Origin of the sequence: Aquamicrobium ahrensii, from assembly GCF_040545755.1 — a bacterium.
Taxonomy (GTDB): domain Bacteria; phylum Pseudomonadota; class Alphaproteobacteria; order Rhizobiales; family Rhizobiaceae; genus Mesorhizobium; species Mesorhizobium ahrensii.
The window spans coordinates 222,408-241,712 of the sequence record NZ_JBEPMN010000003.1; the positions used below are offsets into that span (position 1 = coordinate 222,408).

General features: G+C 62.5%; 19 protein-coding genes and 1 tRNA gene. 10 read left to right on the forward strand and 10 right to left on the reverse strand.

Features of this window, described 5'->3' with window-relative positions; all coding sequences use genetic code 11:
* Positions 1–40 precede the first annotated feature (40 nt).
* From exbB to ABID44_RS06075, 7 genes are all read left to right on the forward strand, one after another.
* The gene (exbB, locus tag ABID44_RS06045) at positions 41–1,150 is read left to right on the forward strand and encodes a tonB-system energizer ExbB (RefSeq protein ID WP_354150792.1); all 1,110 of its coding nucleotides are present in this window, start codon (positions 41–43) and stop codon (positions 1,148–1,150) included.
* An 11-nt stretch (positions 1,151–1,161) separates the two neighbouring features.
* The gene (gene exbD / locus ABID44_RS06050; RefSeq protein ID WP_354150793.1) at positions 1,162–1,623 is read left to right on the forward strand and encodes a TonB system transport protein ExbD; all 462 of its coding nucleotides are present in this window, start codon (positions 1,162–1,164) and stop codon (positions 1,621–1,623) included.
* 1 nt (position 1,624) lies between these two features.
* The gene (locus tag ABID44_RS06055; protein ID WP_354150794.1) at positions 1,625–2,521 is read left to right on the forward strand and encodes an energy transducer TonB family protein; all 897 of its coding nucleotides are present in this window, start codon (positions 1,625–1,627) and stop codon (positions 2,519–2,521) included.
* Between the two features lie 214 nt (positions 2,522–2,735).
* Positions 2,736–5,036, forward strand: coding sequence for a TonB-dependent receptor (locus tag ABID44_RS06060; protein WP_354150795.1), 2,301 nt, complete (start codon positions 2,736–2,738; stop codon positions 5,034–5,036).
* 64 nt (positions 5,037–5,100) lie between these two features.
* The gene (locus tag ABID44_RS06065) at positions 5,101–5,784 is read left to right on the forward strand and encodes a Fe2+-dependent dioxygenase (RefSeq protein WP_354150796.1); all 684 of its coding nucleotides are present in this window, start codon (positions 5,101–5,103) and stop codon (positions 5,782–5,784) included.
* Positions 5,785–5,788: 4 nt separating this feature from the next.
* Positions 5,789–6,877 (forward strand): alpha-hydroxy acid oxidase, encoded by a 1,089-nt coding sequence (locus ABID44_RS06070; protein WP_354150797.1) that lies wholly within the window; start codon positions 5,789–5,791, stop codon positions 6,875–6,877.
* Between the two features lie 125 nt (positions 6,878–7,002).
* Positions 7,003–7,365 (forward strand): hypothetical protein, encoded by a 363-nt coding sequence (locus ABID44_RS06075; RefSeq protein WP_354150798.1) that lies wholly within the window; start codon positions 7,003–7,005, stop codon positions 7,363–7,365.
* A 116-nt stretch (positions 7,366–7,481) separates the two neighbouring features.
* Here the strand turns inward: ABID44_RS06075 and ABID44_RS06080 are convergent, their stop codons facing one another.
* On the reverse strand, positions 7,482–8,198 hold the full coding sequence (locus ABID44_RS06080) for an SIMPL domain-containing protein (protein WP_354150799.1): 717 nt from the start codon (positions 8,196–8,198) through the stop codon (positions 7,482–7,484).
* Between the two features lie 185 nt (positions 8,199–8,383).
* Here ABID44_RS06080 and ABID44_RS06085 point away from each other — a divergent pair.
* Positions 8,384–8,459, forward strand: a tRNA-Ile gene (locus tag ABID44_RS06085).
* Between the two features lie 494 nt (positions 8,460–8,953).
* On the opposite strand, the gene ABID44_RS06090 is transcribed toward ABID44_RS06085, so the two are convergent.
* On the reverse strand, positions 8,954–9,175 hold the full coding sequence (locus tag ABID44_RS06090) for a hypothetical protein (protein WP_354150800.1): 222 nt from the start codon (positions 9,173–9,175) through the stop codon (positions 8,954–8,956).
* Positions 9,176–9,317: 142 nt separating this feature from the next.
* Between ABID44_RS06090 and ABID44_RS06095 the strand changes: the two genes are divergently transcribed.
* Positions 9,318–9,512 carry a DUF1059 domain-containing protein gene (locus ABID44_RS06095; protein ID WP_354150801.1) on the forward strand — a complete coding sequence of 65 codons (195 nt, stop codon included), beginning with the start codon at positions 9,318–9,320 and terminating at the stop codon, positions 9,510–9,512.
* Positions 9,513–9,808: 296 nt separating this feature from the next.
* Here ABID44_RS06095 and uxuA read toward each other — a convergent pair whose 3' ends face one another.
* Entirely contained in the window at positions 9,809–11,011 is a 1,203-nt protein-coding gene (gene uxuA / locus ABID44_RS06100) for a mannonate dehydratase (RefSeq protein ID WP_354150802.1), read from the reverse strand.
* Positions 11,012–11,109: 98 nt separating this feature from the next.
* On the opposite strand from uxuA, the gene ABID44_RS06105 reads away from it, so the two are divergent.
* Positions 11,110–12,705 carry a PucR family transcriptional regulator gene (locus ABID44_RS06105; protein ID WP_354150803.1) on the forward strand — a complete coding sequence of 532 codons (1,596 nt, stop codon included), beginning with the start codon at positions 11,110–11,112 and terminating at the stop codon, positions 12,703–12,705.
* A 29-nt stretch (positions 12,706–12,734) separates the two neighbouring features.
* On the opposite strand, the gene ABID44_RS06110 is transcribed toward ABID44_RS06105, so the two are convergent.
* Genes ABID44_RS06110 through ABID44_RS06140 form a run of 7 tightly spaced genes read right to left on the reverse strand, consistent with a single transcriptional unit; the run spans position 12,735 to position 19,251 of the window.
* Positions 12,735–13,487: a fumarylacetoacetate hydrolase family protein gene (locus ABID44_RS06110; protein ID WP_354150804.1), complete on the reverse strand. Its 753-nt coding sequence runs from the start codon at positions 13,485–13,487 to the stop codon at positions 12,735–12,737.
* 17 nt (positions 13,488–13,504) lie between these two features.
* Entirely contained in the window at positions 13,505–14,317 is an 813-nt protein-coding gene (locus ABID44_RS06115; protein ID WP_354150805.1) for a sugar phosphate isomerase/epimerase family protein, read from the reverse strand.
* Positions 14,314–15,522 (reverse strand): UxaA family hydrolase, encoded by a 1,209-nt coding sequence (locus ABID44_RS06120; protein ID WP_354150806.1) that lies wholly within the window; start codon positions 15,520–15,522, stop codon positions 14,314–14,316. Before ABID44_RS06120 ends, ABID44_RS06115 begins: the two co-directional genes overlap by 4 nt.
* 19 nt (positions 15,523–15,541) lie before the next feature.
* Positions 15,542–15,829, reverse strand: a complete 288-nt coding sequence (locus tag ABID44_RS06125; RefSeq protein WP_354150807.1) for a UxaA family hydrolase — start codon at positions 15,827–15,829, stop codon at positions 15,542–15,544.
* Between the two features lies 1 nt (position 15,830).
* Positions 15,831–17,459, reverse strand: a complete 1,629-nt coding sequence (locus tag ABID44_RS06130) for a dipeptide ABC transporter ATP-binding protein (RefSeq protein WP_354150808.1) — start codon at positions 17,457–17,459, stop codon at positions 15,831–15,833.
* A 5-nt stretch (positions 17,460–17,464) separates the two neighbouring features.
* Positions 17,465–18,277 (reverse strand): ABC transporter permease, encoded by an 813-nt coding sequence (locus ABID44_RS06135; protein ID WP_354150986.1) that lies wholly within the window; start codon positions 18,275–18,277, stop codon positions 17,465–17,467.
* 23 nt (positions 18,278–18,300) lie between these two features.
* Positions 18,301–19,251, reverse strand: coding sequence for an ABC transporter permease (locus ABID44_RS06140; RefSeq protein ID WP_354150987.1), 951 nt, complete (start codon positions 19,249–19,251; stop codon positions 18,301–18,303).
* Positions 19,252–19,305 lie beyond the last annotated feature (54 nt).

The following is a 19,305-nucleotide window of genomic DNA, read 5'->3' on the forward strand; positions in this document are numbered from 1 at the left end:
GGCGATCGAACGACGCGGAACAATTGAGATAGGTTGCAGAATGGTCGATCTGATGAGGCATGAACCCTGTGCGAAGGGATCGACAACAAAACGCCTCGCCGCCATTGCGGTAAGCATCGGGCTCTTCATGGCCGCTGCGCCGACGGCCATCGCCCAGGAGCAAACGGCCCCCGAAGCTCCGGCGGTCTCCGTTCCGGCCGATGCTGCGCCCGCGCCTTCAGCGCCTGCGGAAACCGTCCCGGCTGAAGCAGCACCGACCGCACCCGGGTCTTCCGATCCCGACGCAGCCGCTCCGTCAGCTTCGTCCGATACGCCCGACGCGGCGCAAGGCGGCGTACAGCCCTCCACACCTGCCGCCGATGACGGTTCTCAGCCAGCGCCCGCGCAGGACGCCCTGCCCCTGGATGAGGGAGAGGAAGAAGGCGAGCGCGACATCACCCTGCCACACGATCTTTCACCCTGGGGCATGTTCATGGCCGCCGACTGGGTGGTCAAGGCGGTCATGATCGGCCTGGCTTTCGCTTCGCTGGTCACCTGGACGGTCTGGCTGGCGAAGTCGCTCGAGCTTGCCGGCTCCAGGGCGCGGCTGCGCTCCGCGCTGCGCGCCATTCTCGGTTCGACCACGCTCGGCGAGGCGTCCCAGAAGCTCGGCAAGCGCCGCGATGCGGCTGCCCGGCTGGTCCATGCGGCTGTCGAGGAATCGAAGATGTCGGCCGGCGCGCTTGATCATGCCGATCCGTCCGGCCTGAAGGAGCGTGTCTGGTCGCGCATGTCCCGCATCCAGATCCACACCGGCCGCCGCCTCAGCCGCGGTACGGGCGTGCTGGCCACCATCGGCTCCACTTCGCCTTTCGTCGGTCTGTTCGGCACGGTCTGGGGCATCATGAACTCGTTCATCGGCATCTCGGAATCGCAGACCACCAACCTGGCCGTGGTGGCCCCCGGCATCGCCGAGGCGCTGCTGGCCACCGCGCTTGGCCTCGTCGCCGCTATCCCCGCAGTGGTGATCTACAACGTCTTTTCCCGTTCGATCACCGGCTACCGTCAGGCCCTGGCCGACGCCGCCGCCGGCGTGGAGCGGCTCGTCAGCCGCGATCTCGACTTCCGCAAGGCGCCTGCCGCCGTGCGTGAACGTCTGGCTGCGGAATAGGAGCAGGCGCCATGGCCGGAGGCATAAGGGAAAATACGGGCGATGACGACGATCTCCAGGAAACCCACGAGATCAACGTCACCCCCTTCATCGACGTCATGCTGGTTCTGCTCATCATCTTCATGGTCGCCGCGCCCCTCGCCACCGTGGATGTGAATGTCGATCTGCCGGCAGCGGCCGCCACCCCTGCGCCGCGGCCCGATAAGCCGCTCTACCTCACCGTGAAGGAAGACCTGTCCGTTCTCCTTGGCAATGACGAGGTGGCCCGCGACGGCCTGCCCGGCGCGCTCGACACCTTCACCGGCGGCGACAAGGAACAGCGCGTCTTCCTGCGCGCCGACCAGTCTGTGGATTATGGCGAGCTGATGAACGTCATGAACCTGCTGCGCAAGGCAGGCTATCTCAAGATCGCGCTTGTCGGGCTCGAAATGGTACCGACAGCCACCACCGACGGCGAAACCGGAGCTCCGTAAAATGAGCAAGGCGGCTTCCTTCCACGCAGACAGCCTGTCGCTCAACCTCAGCAAGGGCGAAATGGCGCTCTGGTCGGGCGCGGCCGCCTTCGTGCTTGCCGCGCATCTGACCGGCGCGTGGTATCTGCAACGCCTGCAGCCCGTGGAAGCCCCGTCCCTCGACGCCGCTCCGGCCATCATGATGGAACTGGCCCCGATGGCCGTCGCGCCCGAGGCGGTGCTGAACGACATGGCCGAAATGGTCGACAGCGCCCCGGCCGAACTGGTCGAGCAGGTGGAAGAGATCGATCCGGTCGAAGAACCGATCCTCGAAGAGGAAGTCGTCGAGGAAGAGCCGGTCGAGACGGAGGAAATCGCCGAGGTCGAACCTCTCGAAGAGATCGAAGAGGTGGTCGAGGAACTCGAAGAGGTGCCCCTGCCGGAGGTGGCCCTGGCCGTGCCGCAGCGTCGCCCGATCCCGGAAAAGCCCAAGCCCGTCGAAAAGCCGGTCGAGAAAAAGGTGGAAAAGAAGAAGGTCGAGAAGAGGAAATCCGCTCCGCAGATCGCTTCGACCAAATCCGCCGATGACGCGCCCAAGGCCGCTGCTCCCCGCGTGACCAAGGCCGCCGGCGGTTCCAGTGTGTCGCCCGCGCGCTGGCACTCGCGGGTGAGCGCACATCTTAACCGCTACAAGCGTTATCCGCGGGCTGCGCGCGGTGTCGGCACCGCCACCGTCAGCTTCACCATCAATCCCGCTGGCGACGTCATCGCGGTATCGCTGGCGCGCTCATCCGGCGATCCCGCCTTCGACAACGCCGCCGTCGAACTGGTGCGGCGCGCCTCTCCCGTTCCGGCCCCGCCGCCTGAAATCGCCAAATCGCGGATGAACTTGGTGCAACCGATCCGCTATTCGCGCTGACCAGATTGCAACAAGCTCTTGCAAACTGTGGCAGAAATGCGACAAGCGCTCTCCATAGTTCGCACCATAGTTGACAATTATTGTCATGTTTCCTAGCGGAAGTACCACCGGTGTTTCCCGGTGACCGCCTTTCTGCAGGCTCGGCAAGAATTCGGAAACATTCTCGTGGCCCGAAGAGATCGGGCCAGAAAATTCAGGTTGGGGGTCACAGGCCATGGAAGCTGGCATCGACGGTCGTACGGCTGCACCGGAAACATCGGCTCAGATAAGAAACACTTTGGGGCTTCTGCCGGTGATTGCGCTTTCGGCCGCGCTCACGAGCCCGGCTTATGCACAGACGGCCACGCCTGCACCGGGCGCCGCCGATGGCGACGTCGTGCTCCAGCAGATCAATGTGGAGGGCAAGGGCGGCGAAGGCACCTCCAACACGAACGAGGCGACAACGGGTCTGAAACGGGTACCCACCAAGATTCAGGACACACCACAGGTTATCAATGTCATCACGGAAGAACAGATTCAGCAACGCGCAGTGACGAATCTGAGTGAACTTATCACGCGCGTTCCCGGTGTGACCATGAGCGCGGGCGAAGGCGGCGGTGGCGGAATGGGTGGCGACTCCTTCAACATTCGCGGCCTTACTGCTGTCGGAAACGTCTTCGTCGACGGAATCCGTGATTCCGGTATCGCCAGCCGCGATCCCTTCAACATGGAACAGGTGGAGATTTTCAAGGGCGGCGCTGGCAGCACCTTGGGCCGTGGCGGCGGCGGAGGCTCCATCAACATGACCTCAAAGACCGCAAAGGATCATTTCTTCGCCGACATTTACACCACCGTAGGCACTGACAACTATTATCGTGGCGCTATCGACGTAAATGTCCCGGTGACACCGGAAGTCGCATTCCGGCTGAATGCCGTAGGGCTTAGCCGCGACTTCGCCGAGCGGGATCACGTCTTCCAGAAACGTTGGGGCATCGCCCCCACCGTCACCTTTGGCATGACGTCCGATACCAAGCTGACACTTTCCTATATCCATCAGGAGGACTGGGGCAGGCCCGACAATGGCGTGCCTCGCTGGGGCGTTCCGGTCTTGCCCAATAATGTTGGCGTCCTAGAACCCGTAACTAAACACGGCGTACGTCGCCAGAATTATTACGGCTATCTGGAAGACAGGGAAGAATACGAGCTTGACCGCTTTACCGCAACCTTCGAGCACGAATTCACACCGGATGTGAGCTTCACCAATACATTCCGCGTTGGCTCATACTGGCACGACCGGTTCGTGACCACTATGCCTGCGGGCAACATCTACGATGCAGTGACCTGCGCCAACCCGACAGACCCGACATGCACCATCAATCCCGGACAGTCGACCAGAGGAATGGATGGCACCACATACCAGAACCAAGCGACCCTCAATGCAAATTTCGACACTGGCACGCTTAGCCATCAGACATCGCTTGGACTGGACATCAGCCGGGAAAATCTGACGCATTATAACAATTCGGTCACGCCATCATCGCGCCCGGCTCTGGATTTGAACAATCCTGCCTTGGGCTCGCATGGGCAGACCCGTATCAAGAATCCACGTTTCGACCATAAGGTCGACACTGTAGGCGTTACTGCCTATGATCGTGTCCACCTCGGCAACGGTTTTTACGTGATTGGAAACGGTCGCGTGGAACGCTATAAGGTCAACAGTGTGGACAACGCTCCCACCAGTCCGACCGCCCCGACCCAATCCAGCTATGGTGATACCTTGTTCAGTTGGCTGGGAGCTATCGAATACAAACCGTGGGAAAATCATACCTACTACGCTGCCGCCAGCAGCACCGAATTACCCCGCTCTCCAACAACAGGTTATACTGGCCTCATCAGTGTCGACTCCGTTAAGCCTCAAAAGACTGTCACCTATGAGTTGGGTGGAAAATGGAACCTGCTCGATGAGCGCCTGGGTCTTGGCGCAAGTACTTTTTTCACCAAGCTTAGTGACGAAGTGACGGAAGACGCCAGTGGCAATCAAACCGTTAATGAAGATACTCGTCACATCAAAGGCATAGAACTTTCCGTTACCGGAAATGTTACTAACGACCTCACCGTAACTGCCGGTTATTCTTGGTTGTACGGGCGCATCAAAAGCGGAGATGCGGCAGGATATGCCGTCGGCCTAATGCCCACCCATTCTGGTTTCATTTGGGCTGATTATCAGGTTAACGAAAAATTCCGTGTTGGAGCTGGCGTTAATTACATCAGTAATCGCTTCACTGGAGATTATCATCCGGATACCAGGTTGGGCGTGCCGAACGCTACGAATCCGAGCGGCAACTCTAGCGGGCGTCTTCCCGGCCACGTGACCGTGGACGTATCGGCGAATTACCAGTTCAACGAACGCTTCGGTCTTCAGTTCAACGCCATCAACATCTTCAACGAAGAGACATTTGAGAAATCACACGGGGCACGCCACATGGTGCCGGGTCAGGGGCGCACCTTCCTCCTGACGGCAAAAACGTCGTTCTGACAATGAAATGTGAGAAAGCGGGCCGATTGGCCCGCTTTCAGTTCATATAGAGGCGAGACGAACCATGCTCATCACCATTCCCGACGTGCTCACCAAGGAAGAGGTCGCCTATATCCGGCAGGTGCTGGAAAATACCCAATGGGTGGACGGGCGCACCACCGCGGGCGATCAGGCCGCGCTGGTGAAGAAGAACCTTCAGGTGCCGGTCGATTCGCCCGCCGCGCAGGAACTGAGCCAGATCGTCATGCGCGCGCTCGGCCGCAACCCCACCTTCTCCTCCGCCGCACTGCCGCTGCATGTGTTGCCGCCCATGTTCAACCGCTATGATGAGGGCATGACCTTCGGCGCCCATGTCGATGGTTCGATCCGCGTCGTGCCAGGCTCCTCCATGCGCCTGCGCACCGACGTCTCCTCGACCCTGTTCCTCACCCCGCCCGAGGACTATGACGGCGGCGAACTGGTGGTCCACGACACCTACGGCACCCACTCGGTCAAGCTGCCGGCGGGGCACATGGTCGTCTATCCGGCCACCTCGATGCACAGCGTCACGCCCGTCACGCGCGGCAGCCGCTGGGCGTCCTTCTTCTGGACCCAGTCCATGGTCAAGGATGACTGGCGACGCCACATGCTCTACGATCTCGACATGTCGATCATACAGGTGCGCCAGAACATGCCCGACGATCATCCGGCCGTGGTCGGGCTCACCGCCCACTACCACAACATGATCCGCCACTGGTCGGAAATGTGAGGACATGACGGCTTCGCCGGTCCCTGCGGACATCGTTTCGCTCGGCGATTATGAACGCCACGCCCGCGAGCGGCTTCCAGCGTCGATCTGGTCCTACATCGCCGGCGCCGGCGCGGACGGGCTGACCCGGGGCTGGAACCGCGAAGCCTTCGACCGGCTGAAACTTGAAGGCCGGGTTCTGGCCGACATGTATGGCGCTCATACCGCCATAGAACTGTTCGGCCAGACTCTCGAAATCCCGGTCATCGTGGCTCCCGTGGCTTTTCACAAGCTCGCTCATCCCGATGGCGAACTGGCGACCGCGCTGGGCGCTGCGGCCACCGGCGCGGTCATGACCGTCAGCACACAGGCAAGCACGACCATCGAGGACATCGGCGCAGCAGCCCAGGGCCCGCTCTGGTTCCAGCTCTACATGCAGACGCGCCGGGAAGACACGCTCGCCCTGCTGCACCGGGCCGAGGCTGCTGGCTGCAAGGCCATCATGGTCACGGCGGACGCCCCGGTGAACGGTCTTCGAAATGAGGAACAGCGCGCCGGCTTCCGCCTGCCGGAAGGCATCGGGGCGGTGAACCTGAAGGGCATGCCCGGCCCTGCCCTGCGCGCCGGCCCCGGCGAAAGCCCGGTGTTCAAGGGCCTGCTGGACGCAGCCCCCACATGGCGCGATCTCGAATGGCTGCGCGGGCGGACGAAATTGCCGCTGCTTGTGAAAGGCGTCATGAGCCGCCATGACGCTCGTCTTGCGCTGGAAACCGGCGTGGATGGCATCGTCGTGTCCAATCACGGAGGGCGCGTGCTTGACACGCTGCCCGCCACCATCGAGGCGCTGCCGGCGATCGCGGACGAGCTTGGCGGCAGGCTGCCGGTCCTGCTCGACGGCGGCGTCCGGCGTGGCACCGATATCCTCAAGGCCCTGGCTTTGGGAGCGAACGCCGTCATGATCGGCCAGCCCATACTGCACGGTCTGGCGGTTGCGGGGGCCGTGGGCGTGGCCCACATCCTCAACATATTGCGCGCCGAGCTGGAGGTGGCGATGGCGCTCACCGGAAGGCCCCGCCTCGCAACCATCGATCGCAGCGTCATCGCCACCTGCTGAAACAATGTCCGGATGAACCCTGAATGAACGGGCGGTTCCTCGCCGGTTCAGCCAGTGCGCTCTAAATTCCGTCTCATGGATGGGCCAGAAACGAACGCCCCTCCCAACGGACCCTGGAGAACACCATGCTCAAGATGATCAAGACCGCAGTTTTTTCCGTTCTCATCGGCCTTGGCGGCATCGCCGCGGCGCCCGCAGCGGCGCAGGCGGATGGCCTCTACATCAACTTCGGCGGCAACGGCCCCGGCTATGGCGTTCACGTCAACCACCGCGATCACGGCCGCCATCACGACTGGCGTCGCAACAACAATCGCCATCAGGCCTGCAATGCGCGCACCGCCGTGAACAAGGCCGAGCGCATGGGCGTTCGCCGCGCTCGCGTCGTTGACGCCAACCGCCGCGTCGTCAAGGTGGCCGGCCGCAAATTCAACCGTCCGGTCACGGTCACCTTCGCCAACCAGCGCGGCTGCCCGACCCTGTACCGCTGACACTACGCAAAACAACGAAAAGCCCCGGATGATGACCACATCCGGGGCTTTTTTTCATTGCTGGAGCGGGAACCCGAACAGCGCGTCGGGTTTTCGGGGCGCTCCGATATGCCGAATCACTTCAGTTCGAACGTCACATTGACCTGAACACGATAGGCGTTTTCGCCCGCCTGCACCGGCGCTGCGCCGGCCTGCGGCATGGCGTCGAACGACTTGGCGGCCAGACGGATGGGCTGGGGCGGGGCCGACTGTTCGGAAATCTCGATCACCTTGCCAACCGAGGCGCCGGCGGCTTCCGCCAGCGTCCTGGCCTTGGTCATGGCGTCCGCCACCGCCTTCTTGCGTGCCTCGGTGACGATCGCAGCCGGATCGGCATTGGTGAAGACGATGCCGCCGCCCTCGTTGACGCCGAGCGTCACGGCCTTGTCGAGCAGTTCGCCGGTCTTGTCGATGTCGCGGATACGAACCGACAGCGTGTTGCTTACCTGATAGGCGACCAATTCCGCATTCTGGCCGCCGTCGGGCTTGTTGTTGTAATTGTAGCGCGGGCTGATCTGAATGCCCGCCGTCTGCAGGTCGCGGTCCTCGATGCCGGCGGCCTTCATGGCGGTGATCACTGCCGCCATGGCGTCGTTGTTGGCGTCGAGCGCGGCGCGAGCGGTTTTGGCCTCCCGCATGACGGACAACGTCAGGATCGCGATGTCGGGGGCAACCGTCGCCTCCCCCTCGCCGGTGACGAATATGCGCGGGCCTGCCTTGGTGTCGGCTGCCTGCGCGATGGCAGGCAGCGCCATTGCAGCTGCCAGCGCGAGAGGAAGAAGGAATCCGTTCATCAGGTGCTCCATGGAAATGCGTCCCAGCGCGAAATGCTCTAGGTGGCGAATATGGATTGATTTGGGCGGTTGACGCCAGAGCTTCATCAAACAGTTGAAGAATGGCGCTTTTGGCTGACGAAGCAATCGGTCCGACCTGCCGGCCTCTTGTGCATGGCGGCGAAACGAACTAATCAGCGCTCGTGGGGCCTGTAGCTCAATGGTTAGAGCCGGCGGCTCATAACCGCTTGGTTGGGGGTTCGAGTCCCTCCGGGCCCACCATTGGCTTTTTCAGCCATTGATTTTCCTGGATTTTTGCCCGTTTTGCCCCACGTACTCCGACCCCCTCAACAGGTGGGACAACTTTGTCCGTTTTTGTTCCGGTCTGAGCTTGTGCATCGCGCCGGCCGCGAGCTTCTCGCTGCCGACTTGCGCGAAAGCGTTCATGCGTGGATCGAAACACAGGGTCGCGCCCCCTGCACATCGGATGGTTGTCGGGTGTCGCCAGATCGTGTGGCCCACGGACCGGACCGCCCAGAAGGCGCTCAGCATATCGTCGAGCGCGGCGCCGACAGGCGTCTTGGTAAGGGCGGGGAACCGGTCGCTGAGCTCTCACGCTGGCGGAAATGTGGCGTCGGGACGATCATGCTCGTCAACCTTGCGGCGGCTTCCAGGGCGGGCTGGCCGTTGCAGTCCGACAAGAAACTATGGGTCGCCTTAACCGGAACTTAGCTCTTTGGAACCAGTTAACAAGCGCGTCCGTTCGCGGGCGTGTTTCAGGCGACAGGCCCGTCATCCGCAAGGGTGGCGGGCTTTTTACCTTCCGAGATACGTCGTTCAAGATCGGTGACGGCTTGCCGCAGGGCGCAGCATGCGTCCCCGTCCAGTTGCAGGGCGAAGGAGCGCCCGTTCAAATCTTCGATGACCAGTTCGAACAGGCTGACATTGTCGCCAGTCTGGCCAACTCGGATGATCTCAGGGACGATAACGGTGCGCATGATGGCGCACCCAATACACCGCCACTATGACAGTTATATCTCACGCTCCCCACGGCATCGGCGGGCGGGATTTCGTGATTTGGCGTCACGAACACGCAAGCGTATATTTTTCGGTTGGGTGGCCAGGATCGGGAGAAGAGATATGGCCAGAAAATACATAGACTGTCGCGAATTCCCCAGTGAAATGCAGTGCAGCGTGGTGATATCAGCAGACCGGGAAGACGAGTTGATCGATGCCGCAGTGCAGCATGCGGTCGCCGTTCATGGTGAGCACGTCACGCCCGAATTCCGCAGGGAAATTCGTAAAGCCGTCCACGAAGGCACGCCGGCGATGTGAGCGCACCCCTCGCCTGGCTATTTCAACAACGGGCCCGTCATCCGCAGGGATGGCGGGCTCTCTTGCGTTTCCGGCCAAAAAATGGCCCGGCCCATGCCGGGCCTGATCCGGTTTCCTGGCGATGGTGCAATCGGCGGCCGGGCATCTTGGCCGACCGGTCGCACGATCTTTACTCTGCCAGTCGTAAGGTCCGGGGACGTTTCAACGGCAGTTTCGGTCGTTCCGGGGCGTCTGAATCCGACCGCCATTGATCGGACCGGCTCACGCCTCCCGGCGACCGATTCTGTCGAAGCGTTTCAGCAATTCTTTCCGATCGCGTGGATCATCCCACGTAGTTCCGCCGTTGCCTTAACAAGGCCGACGGGCGTGTATCCCGGTACGAAATCCGCTCTTTCCTGATCGTAGAGAATGCGGCAGGCGTGATCTGCGCGGTAGGGTATCTCCCAGTCAGCGATACCTTGCTTGCGTCTGCGCGCCTCCTCCGCCATCAGCCGCACGAGAACGTCATGAAGGTCGAACGCGCCCGCGCCGCCCAGATGCTCAGCCTCGGTGAAGCTCCCGAAATCGTCTCGGAAGCGTATGCGTCGGGGGTGGGCGTAGAAGATGCGATGACCGAAGCTGTCGATGAAATCCGTCAACACATTGTCGCGCCTGCTGCCGAGCGATCCCGAGCAGAAGATCATGCCCGCGCGCGGAGAAGATACGCCGGCGAAAATCTTCGCGAAATCTTCGAGCGTGCTGGCGATGCGCGGCAGTCCGCACAATGGGATCGGCGGATCGTCCGGATGGATGGCGAATACCGCTCCCTCGGCCTCGCAGGTGCGCGCCACCTCGCCGAGGAAATCGATCAGGTTTTGCCGGTAGGTTTCCGTCCCCAGCCTCTGATAGGCGTCGAGCAATGAATGGAACTCCCCGCTGCCGTACTGTCCGGGGCCGCCGGGGAGACCGCGCGTGAGCATGGCCAACAACGGCTGCCACCGCTCTGCGGGCGTTTCGGCATGGCGGCGGCGGGCAGCGGCGGCTATTTCCGGGTCGATCTCCTCCTCGGCGCCGGGCCGCTTGAGCAAATGAATGTCGAAAATCGCGAAATCGATGGCGTCGAAGCCCAGCACTTCGGCTCCGCTTTCAAGCCTTGTGTCCAGCCCTGTGCGTACCCAGTCGAGCAGCGGCATCACCGTGAAGTTGATGCGACGTACGCCGGCCTGCGAGAGCCGCCGTACTGTTTCCTGAAAATTTGCGGTGAGCCTCGCACTGTCCTTGCGGCCCAGCTTGATATCGTCGTGAATGGCGATTCCACCGAGTGTGTCCCATCCCAGCGGCGTCTGGCCGGGCGGAGCAGTCCGCACGAGGTTCTTCAACGCATCGATGGCGTCGGCCTCCCATACGCATCCGGGCGGCAGATGGGACAAGCTCGCTTCCACACTGGTCGCGCCCGACTGGCGTATCCAGTCGATCGTCATCGGGTCCTGCGGACCGAACCAACGCCATGTTGCACGCATCGAATGGTTTCCCTTGTTTGAAATGAAATCAATGGACCGCGAAAAGGAAAACGTTGCACTATGGAACGCACAACCGAAGTTGCCCTTCCCGAGACTCCATGCTGAACCTGCGCGAAATCCTGGATTGGGAAATCCTGTCCGGCCATACCGTCATAGCCGGAGCCGGTTCGTTGGCCACCGACGTCCAGTCGGTCACCGTAATCGACGCGCCGGACGCGGTGAATTGGGTGAAGGCGCACGAATTCGTCGTGACCAGCACCTATCCGGTGCAGCAGAGCCCGGATGCGCTGCTGGGCCTGATCGAGCAGCTCGCGGCCCGCAATGCCGCAGGTCTTGGCGTCAAGCTGACCCGATACCTGCGTGAATTCCCCGACAATGCCCGCCGCCGGGCGGAGGAGCTCGATTTTCCGGTGATTTCTCTGCCCGGACCGCTGGCATGGAGCGATCTGATCGGCAGGGTGTTCACCGACGGCGGACAAACAGGACGGGAAGCTGCATCCCTCAGCGCCATCTATCGCGCCTTCTCGCAGCACCGGGCGAGACTTGGCTCGCTGCGCGAACTGTTCGAGCTGGTGGCCGGTTTCGTCAACCTGCCGCTGTTGCTGGCGCTTGAAGACGAAACCGGCCTCCAGATCGAGAGCCGGGGCGTCACGGCGGCCGAAGCGGAGACTTTGGCCGAGACGCTCATCCACGGAGCCCCCACCGGCATACACCCCGATGACGTTCCCTTGCGCCTTGAAGTCGCAGGTGAAATCGTGGCCGTTGCACGATCCGGCATGGGCGCGAATGGCGGGTGTATGGTGGCGGTGATCGAGCGCGGGCAGCGCGCGTCCGATCCCGACCTCGAATGCTTGCGCCTCTCCGTCCATCTGCTGCAAGCGCTCGTCGACGCCAATGCCGGCACGCGAACGCTGATTGCGGGCAACGCCAGGCTGCTTGGCGATCTTGTCGACCCGCTGCTGTCGCGGGAAGCCAGGGAGCTTATCGCGTCGAAATGCACGCCGCAGGCGACCGGATGGCACATGGTGGTGGCGCGCATGTTCGACACCGATATGCTCGACGGCGCCCTGCTCAACCTGCGCCTGCGCCAGTTCTCGCGCCGGCATATGGCGCTGCTGCGTATCGATGAGGACGGCACTGAATGCACGCTCGCCATCCCGGCGGCGGGAGACGACCCTCGTTCGGCAGAAGCGACATTGAAGGATTTGCAGCGGATATTCGAGCGGCAGGCGCGCCGGACGCCGGGGCTCCGCTATGGGCTCGGTCACTCCGGCCCCGCTCCTTTGCCGGAGGCTATTCATCTCAGGCATGAGGCGAAGGAGGCGTTGTCCTTCGGCCTGAGGCTCAATGGCTTCAATCGCCTGAGCCGGCACGAGGATGTGCTGTTGTTGCGGCTGCTTGCGCATCCAGCCGTGATCGAGGAGAGCCGCCTGAGCTTCCTGAGGCTGCTCGAACCGCTTCTCGCCATGGGCGATCATGGGCTGACGCTCATCGAAACACTGAGGGTATGGCTTCGCGAGGACGAGAGCATGCCGCGCGCCGCGGAGCTTCTTGGCCTGCACGTCAACACCGTGCGACAGCGACTGGAGCGATGCCGCGCGGTGCTCGGACTGGGTGATTTCAAGACCGATACGAAGCTTCGTCTTTACGCCGCGTTGCAATTGCTGCCCATGTTGAAGCCCGGAGGGGGCTGAACAGAACCGTCCAGCTCCCTCCGGCGTGGTCATTGCACCGGGTTCTCCAATTTGCCGATGCCCGAGATCTCGATTTCAATCCGGTCGCCGGACTTCATCGGGCCGACACCGGAGGGCGTGCCGGTGATGATGACGTCGCCAGGCTCCAACGTCATGATCGAGCTTACGAACTCGATGATGAATGAGGTCGGGAAGATCATGTCGGCAGTTGTGGAATCCTGCCGCACGACCCCGTTCTGGAGCAGGCGGATGGTTTGGGATTCCGGGTTTAGATCGGTCTCGATAAATGGGCCGATGGGCTTGTAGGTGTCAAACGACTTGGCCCGGGTGAACTGCTTGTCCTTGAGCTGGAGGTCGCGGTTGGAAACGTCGTTGGCGCAGGTGTAGCCAAGAACGACCGACGCCGCCTCGGCCGCCGAAACGTTTCGTGCGCGCTTGCCGATCACGATGGCGAGCTCGGCCTCGAACTCGACGCGCTGCTCGTGACTGTCCAGAATGATCGCCTCACCGGGGCCGATGATCGCCTGCGGCGAACACATGAACAGCATCGGCTCGTCAGGCAGCGCCAGGCCGGATTCCCGCGCATGCAACACATAGTTGAGCCCGACGCAGACCAGTTTTCCCGGTTTCACCGGCGCAAGAAGCCTGACCGCGTCAAGCGGCAGGCTATCCGGCGATGGCTCAACCTCCCCGAAGGGGCCGTTGGGCAGGGCGCGCACCCTGTCGTCCTCAAGGAAGCCCCAATGCTCGGCGCCGTCATGGGCAAAGCGTACGATCTTCATGGCTGTGTCCTGTATGGTCAGTGTTTGTCGTAATGTCCGTTCAGCCAGCGGATGGACTGCGCCATCGCTGTTTCGGCGTCGGGAACCTGGAAATGCTCGGCGGTGATCCAGCCGTCGTAGCCGATCGCGTCGAGATCGTTCAGCGCAGCCACAATGTCCCACTGGCCATCTCCGACAGCTTTTCGCTCGCTGTCGCAGACATGGTAATGCCAGAACAGGTCGCCGGCCGCGGCGAGGCTGTCGCGATGGACCTCGCCCTCAATGGTGATATGGGCAAGGTCCAGCATCAAGCCGATATTTGCCCGGTGGAGCCCTCGCACGAAACGCGCCGACTCGGCTGTTCCCATCAGAAAATTGGCATACTGATGGTTGACCGGTTCCAGCACGATACGGGTTTCGGAGCGCGCATCGGCGGCCGCCTGCATCCCTTCGGCGACCCACGCTTCTGTCTGCGCGCGCTCGACGCCATCCAGATAGCGTCCGCGCATGCGTCCGACATTGACCATCGCACCGAAACGAGCGGCGAGATCCATGGCGGCGATCATCCGCTCCAGCGTCTCGGCGCGGCGCGACGGTTCGGGGTCGGCAAGGGAGAGCTTGTCTTCGCCGTAGACCTCGCCGGTGCAAACCGCCGGCATGGCGAGGCCCGCATCGGCAAGCTGCCGCTCGATCAATCCATGATCGATGGCGCGCGGATCGCGAACCAGCAGTTCCACGCCCTCATAACCCAGCTCCTTGATCCGCGCGAAGCAGGCGGCGGCATCGCCCTGCACCGCCGTGACATGGGCCGGCGCCACTTCCGGCGTGGCGTACATATAGGCCAGCTTCATTGCATGAACCCCAGATCGTTGCGCTTGATCATCTCGGCATGGATGACCTCCTTGCGCAGCACGCTGACATTGGGGATCGCGAATTCCTGGATCTGGAAATATTCGGCCTTGGCCTGTTCGCCGCGCGCGGTCCGCATCACCAGATCGACAAGTTCCTCGCCGACCTGGCGAAGCGACTTCGTGCCCTCCAGCACGTCGCCGGCGCTGATGTCGATATCGTCGGGCATCTCGCGGAAGACACGATTGTTCGAGCTCACCTTCAGAACCGGCGCGATGGCCGAGCCGGACGGCGTGCCCTTGCCGGTTGTGAACAGCACCATATGCGCGCCGCCGATGATCTTGCCGGTCACGGAAGATATGTCGTAGCCGGGCGTGTCCATGATGATGACGCCCTTCTCACGCGGAGTCTGGCCATAGTCGACCACCTCGGTGATCGGGCGCGTGCCGGCTTTGTAGATGCAGCCGAGCGATTTCTCCTCGATCGTCGTCAGTCCGCCCTCGATGTTGCCGGGGGAAATGAAGACGCCGCTGTCGTCCTCGGTAGTCATGGACAGTTCGATTTCATAGCTCTTGATGCGACGCATCAGTTCATCGCGCACCTCAGGCGTCTTGCCCCGGCGATAAAGGACACTTTCGGCGCCGACCATCTCCGTAAGTTCCGACAGGATCACGGTTCCACCGGCGTCGACGATGATGTCGGCTGCCTCGCCCACGGCGGGGTTGGCGGTGAGCCCGGAGAACGCGTCCGAAGAACCGCATTCGAGGGCGATGATCAGCTCGGAAAGATCGCCTTCGTCAGTCGGTTGCGCCGCCAGTTCGGCCTTCATGCGCTCCACGATCTCCACGCCGGTTTCGGAGGTTGCGCGCGAGCCGCCCGCTTTCTGGACGACGAGACGCTCGACGGGCCGTCCTGATTCCCTGATCGCGTCGAACACTTTCGAACCGGATGCTGTTTCACAGCCGAGGCTCACCACCAGCACCGCACCGACATTCGGGTGCAGGCCATGGCCGATAAACGCCTCTTCGGTGGTTCGGTTCTCTTCCGCATCGAAGGTGCAGCCATAGGGATGCATGAATGTCGCCGCGCCGGTGCGGTTGGAAATGTCCATCGCGACGCGGTTGACGCAAGCCACGGTGGGTATCACCAGAACGTGGTTGCGAATGCCGATCCGGCCGTCAGGCCGGCGATAGCCCTGGAACTTCATAGCCGAACTCCTTCCAGCATCATGAGTGACGCCGGGCCTTCACGCCCCAGCAATTGTGAACATGGACATGCCCGCCTTCGGCGATGTCATCTGTGGCCTCGCCGATGACCTCGCCATATTTCAGGATTTGTTCATATTGCCCGATCGGCCGCACCGCGAGCTTGTGGCCGGCGGGCATGTCGCCAAGGGCGACGATCTCGCGCGGCTCGCCCTGGCCGGTGATCAGCACGGTGTCCCCTGCCGCGACGGAACCGGTGAGCGTCGCGACATGATCTTGAGAGCGGATGAGAATGGCCGTTACCGGCATGTCAGAACACCTCCATTGACGCTTCGTTGAACAGCGTGGGAATCGCCGCCAGCAGCTGCTTCGTGTATTCATGACCCGGTGCGGACAGCACCTCGGACCCGGTTCCGGTCTCGACGATCTCGCCATTTTGCATCACCGCGATACGGTCGCACATCCGCGCCGCGACCCGCAGGTCGTGGGTGATGAAGAGCATGGCGAAATCAAGTTTCTTCTGCAAATCCTCAAACAGGTCCAGCACCTGCGCCTGAACGGACACATCGAGGGCCGAAACCGGTTCATCGGCGACGATCAGCACCGGGTCCATGGCGAGCGCCCGCGCGATCCCCACGCGCTGGCGTTGTCCGCCGGAGAATTCGTGCGGATAGCGGCTGGCGGCGTCGGGCTTTATGCCGACAAGTTCCAGCAATTCCTGCGCCCGCCGCCATGCGGCGTCGCGCGGCGCGCCCTGAGTCATCGGCCCGACCGCGATGGACTGCCCAATGCTCATTTTCGGATTGAGGGAGGAAAACGGGTCCTGGAAGATCATCTGCACGCGTCCATCGCGACGCCCGTTGAGGGCGCGTTGCCTGCCGCGCTCCGTATCGGCGAGAACCAGTTCGCCGCCATCGGGCGTTTCGAGCCCGACCACACATCTGCCGAGGGTCGATTTTCCCGAACCGGATTCGCCGACGATGCCGAGCGTCGAACCGCGTTCCAGTTTGAAGCTCACCCCTTTCAGCGCCTCCAGCTTTCGGGGCGCGCGGAACAGCCCCGAAGGCAGGAAATAGGTCCGCTTGAGATTCTTCACCTCAAGCAGGGGCGTGGCGGCCGTCACCGCGCGCGGCGCAGCCGTTCCGGTCGGGATGGCGTCGATGAGCTGGCGGGTATAGGCGGACGCCGGGTTGCGCAGCACCTCCCCCGCCGGGCCCTGTTCCTCGATGCGCCCGCTGCGCATGACGATGACGTCGTCCGCGATCTCGGAAACCACACCGAAATCGTGAGTGATGAAGAGCACGCCCGTTTCGCGCCGCTCGCGAAGCGATGCGATCAGCTTGAGGATCTGCGCCTGGGTGGTGACATCCAGCGCCGTGGTCGGCTCGTCGCATATGAGCAGGCGCGGCTCCAGCATCATCGCACAGGCGATCACCACGCGCTGGCGCTGGCCGCCGGAAAGCCGGAACGGGTAGCTCTCATAGAGTTCCTCCACCCGCGGCAGCCCGACATCGCCGAGCGCTGTCAGGGCGCGTTGTCGGCGCTCGCCCGCAGACAGGTTGAGGTGGATTTCCAGCACCTCCTCGAGCTGCGCGCCGATCTTCATCAGCGGGTTCAGCGCGGCCATGGGCTCCTGGAAGACCATGCCGATCTCGCGCCCGCGCAAGGCGCGCATTCCGGTCTCGTCGAGCTTGAGAAGATCGCGCCCGCCAAACAGGATCGATCCGGCCTTCGGCTCCAGATGCGGACGTGGCAGGAGCCCCATGATGGCGTCGGCGATGGTGGATTTGCCTGAACCGGATTCGCCCACGATGCAGACGGTGCGGCCAGCCGTCAGGCTGAATGAGGCGTTGGAGACCGCCAGCGGACGGTCGGCGCCCTTCGGCAGGGAAATATCGAGCCCCTGAACCCTGAGCAATGGAGTGGCGTCGGTCGACATGGCCTTCACCTGTTCCGCGAGTGGATATTGAGCGCATCGTTGAGCGCTTCGCCCAATACGTTCAGCGCCAGCACGGTTATGGCGATAGCCAGGCCCGGAAAGGTCGCCATCCACCATGCCTGCCGCAGCACCGTGCGCGACGCCCCGATCATGAAACCCCAGCTCATCTGGTTGGGATCGCCGAGGCCGAGGAAACTGAGGCTCGATTCCAGCAGGATGGCTGTCGCCACCATCAGCGATCCCATGACGATAATGGGCGACGCGACATTCGGCAGAATTTGCCGGAACATGATCGTCAGCGCGCTCTGGCCCTGAAGTTTCGCCGCCAGCACGAAATCGCGGCTGCGAAGCGACAGGAATTCGGCCCGCACGAGGCGCGCCACCGGCGGCCATGAGACGATGCCGATCGCCATGACGATGGAGCCTACGGAAGGTTGCAGGACGGCGACCAGAACCAGGGCCAGCGCAAAACTCGGGACGACCTGGAATATCTCCGTGAAGCGCATCAGCGCACCGTCGATCCGGCCGCCTCCATAGCCGGCGGCGGCCCCGATAACGATTCCTATGACGACCGAGACCACGGTGGAAACGAGCCCTATGAGAAGCGACACGCGACCGCCCCACACCAGGCCAGCCAGAATGTCCCTGCCGGTGGTGTCGGTCCCCAGCGGAAAGCGCATATCCGACATGGGCGGCAGAAACGGCCGCCCGCCCATGGCCCACGGTCCACGCGGGAACAACAGCGGCGCCATCAGCGAAATGACGACTATGCCGAGGATAACGATCAGGCCGGCCCACACTTCCGTGCGGGTGAACATGCGGCGGACGACGGATATCCCGTTCACAGCGCAATCCTCGGATCGATAACGGTGTAGATGAGGTCGGTGATGATGTTGAAGGCGATGGCCAACGCCGCCGCGACCAGAAAAGCGCCGAGAAGCAAATTATAATCGCGCTGAAGCAGCGCATCGAACATCAACCTTCCGATGCCTGGCCAAGCGAAGACGGTTTCCGTCATGATCGCGCCGCCGACCATATTGCCGGCCTGCAATCCGGCAAGCGTCACCACCGGCAGAAGCGCGTTGCGCAACACGTGGCGGAACTGGATCCGCGTTTCGCCTGCGCCTTTGGCGCGCGCCGTCTTGACGAAGGCCATCTGCGCCATCGCCATCATGTTGGCTCGCGTCATTCGGGTGTAGACGGCGATGTAGAAGAAGGAGAGCGCCAGCGTCGGCAGAATCAGGTGCCTTGCGACGTCCATGGCCGCGGCCATGCCGGTCAGATTGGCGCCGACCGAACTGTAGCCGAAGGCCGGTAGCCAGCCGAGTTGAATCGAAAACACCAGAACCGCCATCAACGCCAGCCAGTACATGGGTGCGGCGTAGAATATCAGCGCGGCGAAACCGATCCCCCTGTCCACCCAGCCGCCGGGCCGCCGGCTGGCGAGCACGCCGAGCCCCACCCCTACGACAAGCGAAAACACGAAGGCGCAGACAGTCAGCAGCAGCGTCGCGGGCAGTCGGTCGGCAATCAGTTGCGCGACCGTTTCCTGCTGGCGGTAGGAAAATCCGAGGTCGAGCGTGGCGATGCGCGAGATATAGGTCCACCACTGCACCAGGAGGGGTTGATCCAGCCCGTACTGGATGCGCAACGCTTCCAGAAACCGCTTGTCGACCGCGCCCGCCTCGCCTGCCATCACGGCCACGGGGTCGCCCGGCGCGGCCCGGATCAACAGGAAATTCAGGGTGGCTATGACAAAGAGCGCGATCACCCCTTGCACGAAACGACCCATCAGGAATTTCAGACGGTTCACGCTCTGCGCCTCTGATCAGAAACATCATGGCGG

Coding starts and splice junctions, on each gene's coding strand:
- ABID44_RS06055 (WP_354150794.1), top strand. CDS start 1,625: ATGAGCAAGGCGGCTTCCTTCCACGCAGACAGCCTGTCGCTCAACCTC.
- uxuA (WP_354150802.1), bottom strand. CDS start 11,011: ATGCGTGCAACATGGCGTTGGTTCGGTCCGCAGGACCCGATGACGATC.
- ABID44_RS06090 (WP_354150800.1), bottom strand. CDS start 9,175: ATGCGCACCGTTATCGTCCCTGAGATCATCCGAGTTGGCCAGACTGGC.
- ABID44_RS06105 (WP_354150803.1), top strand. CDS start 11,110: ATGCTGAACCTGCGCGAAATCCTGGATTGGGAAATCCTGTCCGGCCAT.
- ABID44_RS06075 (WP_354150798.1), top strand. CDS start 7,003: ATGCTCAAGATGATCAAGACCGCAGTTTTTTCCGTTCTCATCGGCCTT.
- ABID44_RS06065 (WP_354150796.1), top strand. CDS start 5,101: ATGCTCATCACCATTCCCGACGTGCTCACCAAGGAAGAGGTCGCCTAT.
- ABID44_RS06140 (WP_354150987.1), bottom strand. CDS start 19,251: ATGGGTCGTTTCGTGCAAGGGGTGATCGCGCTCTTTGTCATAGCCACC.
- ABID44_RS06110 (WP_354150804.1), bottom strand. CDS start 13,487: ATGAAGATCGTACGCTTTGCCCATGACGGCGCCGAGCATTGGGGCTTC.
- ABID44_RS06070 (WP_354150797.1), top strand. CDS start 5,789: ATGACGGCTTCGCCGGTCCCTGCGGACATCGTTTCGCTCGGCGATTAT.
- ABID44_RS06120 (WP_354150806.1), bottom strand. CDS start 15,522: ATGAAGTTCCAGGGCTATCGCCGGCCTGACGGCCGGATCGGCATTCGC.
- ABID44_RS06125 (WP_354150807.1), bottom strand. CDS start 15,829: ATGCCGGTAACGGCCATTCTCATCCGCTCTCAAGATCATGTCGCGACG.
- ABID44_RS06130 (WP_354150808.1), bottom strand. CDS start 17,459: ATGTCGACCGACGCCACTCCATTGCTCAGGGTTCAGGGGCTCGATATT.
- ABID44_RS06095 (WP_354150801.1), top strand. CDS start 9,318: ATGGCCAGAAAATACATAGACTGTCGCGAATTCCCCAGTGAAATGCAG.
- ABID44_RS06135 (WP_354150986.1), bottom strand. CDS start 18,277: ATGTTCACCCGCACGGAAGTGTGGGCCGGCCTGATCGTTATCCTCGGC.
- ABID44_RS06080 (WP_354150799.1), bottom strand. CDS start 8,198: ATGAACGGATTCCTTCTTCCTCTCGCGCTGGCAGCTGCAATGGCGCTG.
- ABID44_RS06060 (WP_354150795.1), top strand. CDS start 2,736: ATGGAAGCTGGCATCGACGGTCGTACGGCTGCACCGGAAACATCGGCT.
- exbB (WP_354150792.1), top strand. CDS start 41: ATGGTCGATCTGATGAGGCATGAACCCTGTGCGAAGGGATCGACAACA.
- ABID44_RS06115 (WP_354150805.1), bottom strand. CDS start 14,317: ATGAAGCTGGCCTATATGTACGCCACGCCGGAAGTGGCGCCGGCCCAT.
- exbD (WP_354150793.1), top strand. CDS start 1,162: ATGGCCGGAGGCATAAGGGAAAATACGGGCGATGACGACGATCTCCAG.